The organism is Methanocalculus sp., assembly GCF_029762515.1.
Lineage (GTDB): Archaea > Halobacteriota > Methanomicrobia > Methanomicrobiales > Methanocorpusculaceae > Methanocalculus.
This window is the reverse complement of the sequence record NZ_JARVGN010000198.1, coordinates 1-4,158: the sequence shown is the minus strand read 5'-3', so window position 1 is coordinate 4,158 and position 4,158 is coordinate 1. Positions and strand designations below refer to the sequence as shown.

Sequence of the window (4,158 nt, the reverse complement as noted above, 5' to 3'; positions counted from 1 at the left end):
AAACCAATACCCGCTTGGTGAACGAAGCTGAGGCAGAGAAAGCTGTCGACAAATGTAACTATTCCTGGAGCATGTGGCGATGCTTTGCATGGACCTGGTGTGGTGAAAATGAAGATCGCATACATTAGTGAAAACATTCCTTTTCCAATTATGCGGGCTGTAAAATGGGGTCTTGTCGTTGCCCCGAGAAAAGGTGGAACGGGATTCACCGTATATTTAAAACAATAAGGAAAGTGAGCTCGTAAATTAGGGCAGTACATGGGGAAACATTAGAAAAATGTCTGGGATATTTATAGAACGCTCATTCGATATCTGCCCTTCACTGCAGGACAGATATGCTTGAAATCACACGCTGTACACGTTTTCTCAACCGGATTCGGCCTCCAGCATCCCTGGATAGATCCGCGTCTCATCTCCTGGACGATGGAATTCTCGATCTCTGCAACGACCTCATCAAATGCTCGAAGACTCTGCTGTCGACGTTCCTCGGTGATGGGAATCAGTCGTATGCATCTCTGTTCGCGCAGCTCGGGGGATAGAGCACTTTTTTTCGATCCCCTCTTCCATTTCGCCAAAGTTTGTTTGTCCATTCTCCCTGTCGGTTGGATATCTGTCAATCCATCTCTCAACTCTTGTTTAAGGTTCGCAATGTCATCTGCCGAGGGGACCAGTTCGTTCAGGTAGAAGATGATCCCCGCAATCGGCCGTTGCGCATCCACCTGCCGGGACCTGAGCCATGCATAGGTAAGCACCTGCCATTCATGGGCGTTCCAGGTGAGATTGCGGACACTCTGACTGAGATAGACCGGAGGACGACGCATCCCTTTGTAATCAATAATGATCTCATAGTCCAATGATGAGAGTTCGTCGATCATTGCCCGGATCTCCGGGTTGGCGTTGATGTAGTGGTGGATCAGATTTCCTGCATGCACCCTCTCAATCGAGACCGAGCTGATAACATCGACAATTCCCTTGATTCCATAATAATTCGACCGATGAACCCCCTCCTGGTAGGAGATCATCTCCCTGCATCCCTTGAGCTTGACCTCTGCGTTATCGATGAGGGGGAAAAGATGAGGGCCCCAGGTATTGATTGCAGCTTCAGCTCGCCTACTGGCGAGGAGTTTGTGGGGGTGATCGGCGTCGGGACAGGTACCTGGTGTATTCATCGTCTCATCATATGGACAGAAGAGACGGGGTGGCCGGCGGAGACCTTTTGCTTTCAAGCGACGATTGACGTTCATCTCGATTGCCCGGATCTCGCCCTCCCATGACCAGGGAAAGCGGAACGATGCTGGGTCTGTCCGCCATGTTTTATACGCCTCCTCCATGACTCCATGGATAAACTCTCCAAACCAGAGCTGCACTGGAATTGAGGGCGGGAGAGCTCCTCTATTCTGGTAACGATACTGGAGCCCGCAAGTCTGGTAACTGAGCAGGTCTCCGGTAAGGCTATATTCGGGAATGATATACGGTTTTGATTTTACTGCTAATGTCATCTCCATCCCCCTTGCTATATGTGAATGATGTTTGGCAGACCATCACCCCAATTCCATGTTCCGTGACGATCCCACCCTGTCGCAACATTGGGGATGGTTTTATGTATCCTAGAACGTGTGTAATAGCCATCCTTTACACTGTTCAAGCCTATAAGGAGAAGAACATCATGTGGGCGACTGAATGCGACGAAATAGAGTCTTCTTAGGTCGTCGAAGGCGCGATCAAAACCCGAGCGGCGAGGAAGCTGCAGAGAAGAGAACGCACGAAGTTCATCCTCCATATCACACGTTTTCCCCCCTTTAGAGGGAAAGCGCTTGAACGCCGGAGATTTTCGATCTTTGAAATCGGATCCTACATCAACAATTACCAAGGGATATTCCAGCCCCTTTGCTTGATGGATTGACATGACCGGGATGCGATCGCTGGGGATGGTCTCTAGGAGATCCTCGTTGACATCGATCGCCCCGGTCGCGAGGGGGATGAAGATCCCCCGCATGGCATCCTGGATGGATTTTTCCTCAAGCTCAGGGTTTTTCGCGTCGAAGATTATCTCACTGCCAAAACTGGCGAAGACGGCAGATTGGGTGATCGTTCGAGTGATTACCTCCAGGTAGACGAGGCCTTCGACATCGTGCTGCATGGGGGATATCCATGTTATTAATTTATATGCCAGGTCGAGAAGAGGTAATTCCCGCTTTGCTAAAAATGCATCTCGTGGTGTTCTTTTATGCCAGGAGCGAACGAATTCCGCCAAGGTCATCCCCCCATGCCGTTCAGTATGCTGGCGTATGTGGGTTTGAGCGGCGGCCCTCCAGGTCGCAAATTTGTTCCTTGCTTCACCTGGTATTGTGCGCATTCCATCCTCGATGGCATGATCGGGATCAATGCATGTCAGCATCAACCCGCAGAGAACCTGTACATCGGGGATGTCCCCGAGGTTCTGCCCACGTGGATTGAAGACATTGATGGAATGGGGGGGATCCTGCAGATAATCCCGGAGCAGCCCTGGCAACCGTTGCTCCCCGTTATTTTTCACTTCTTGGGGGGAACTGCAAAGGACGCAGACATCTGCTGGGGATCCGCCTCGATCGGCATCCACACGGATGGCATCCATTGCACTGCTCTGGCTGATTTGGACCCCTCCATTATGCACCACATCCTTGATAAATGAAGCAAGATCCTGTGCTAAAGTATCGATATCATCCCGGAACATACCCAGTATCGGATAGTTCACCTCCATTTCTTCTCTCGCATGCTCAATTGCAGGCTTATCCGCCACCCGCACCTCCTGGAAGGTCTCATCAAGTATTACAAACTGCTTGACGAATTCGACGATATTTTGGGTGGACCGGTAGTTTTTCGAAAGGGTGATTAATTCAGGTCGGATGCCCAGCGCATCCTCTATTCGTGCTGGGAAGTGCGTAAAGAGGTCCACTGTTGCCCCACGGAAACGGTAGATCGACTGATCATCGTCACCAACTACGGTTATGCTTCCTTGGTTTTGGAGTGCATAGCTTGCTAGTGCGAAGTAGATCTGTTCTTGGAGAAGGTTAGTATCCTGGTACTCATCCACTAGCACAAAACGAATTTTTGATGTGAATTCGGCGAGATCCTGCTGTACCAGTTTCTGATAAAATACCTGTTCTATCTTGGCATAATCATAGAGCAACCGCTCCTCCAGAGCCTCTAAATAAGCCTGTATCGCATCACAGGCCACTCCAATCCCAGAGTCTGCACCAGACGCGCAGAAGGCATCGATGTCAACCTGATCATGAAATACCCTATCTTTGATCTCGATCAGAATCTCGGCCATCCCTCCGGTGTTTAACCTAGGCCAGGGTCCATTGAGATCTTGAAGGTATGATTTCAGGTCCTCATTCCGGAATCGACCACCATCGAGCAGCCCGTATCGAACCATCATGGCGTTGGCAATAAATTCTTCGATGATCACCGGAGCGGGGTTGCCTGGTTCCCGGTACTCCTGCAGAATATTTTCAGAGATGCTGTCGAGGGTTCCGGTGACAATCTGGTTAAGATCGATCGAATGCAGAATCTCCCAATAGTTAGCGTAGACCGGGTTCTCGACAAACACCCCACGTAGACGATCCCCCCAACCCAGTATACGGGATCGCAGTTCTGCCGCTGCCTTCTTGGTAAACGTGGTGACGAGAATAGTCGACGGGTCTATACCATCCACATAAACCAGCTTCAATACCCGCAATGCCATGACCATGGTCTTCCCGCTCCCTGGCCCTGCAACGATGAAGAGGGAACGATCCAGTGCGCTCTCGATGGCATCATATTGGCCCCGATTAGCATCGGGTGTGATAGTCCTGTCAAGAGTGCCTTGCACTGCGGTCATGAAATCCGGAAATTGAATCAAATCATCACCTATAGCCTCAGTAATAGTATATTTTATTTCTGCTTACCATTTCCACGAATGAATTGAGGTATTTGGCACTCTTTAGTGCATTGGTTTACATCTGCTTCAATCAGCGGGACAGTTTCTTCGGCCGGACCGCGAGGTCTTCGAGGCTGACTTCTTGCAGGAGCTGTTCGGGCACCGGGAGTCCCGGGTGGTTGAGCTGGCCTGGCTGGCGTAGCGGGAGATGCAGGGGGAGCCCGCCGTGTGCGATTCTGCGGGGTCGGGTGAGAGCT

Annotated in this window: 2 protein-coding genes; both read right to left on the bottom strand. The window is 50.7% G+C overall.

What is annotated here, in order from left to right; genetic code table 11:
* Positions 1-290: 290 nt before the first annotated feature.
* Positions 291-1,499: a PD-(D/E)XK nuclease family protein gene (locus QCH34_RS07890; protein WP_300332600.1), complete on the bottom strand. Its 1,209-nt coding sequence runs from the start codon at positions 1,497-1,499 to the stop codon at positions 291-293.
* A gap of 14 nt (positions 1,500-1,513) precedes the next feature.
* Positions 1,514-3,883, bottom strand: a complete 2,370-nt coding sequence (locus QCH34_RS07885; RefSeq protein ID WP_300332598.1) for an ATP-dependent helicase — start codon at positions 3,881-3,883, stop codon at positions 1,514-1,516.
* Positions 3,884-4,158: the final 275 nt, after the last annotated feature.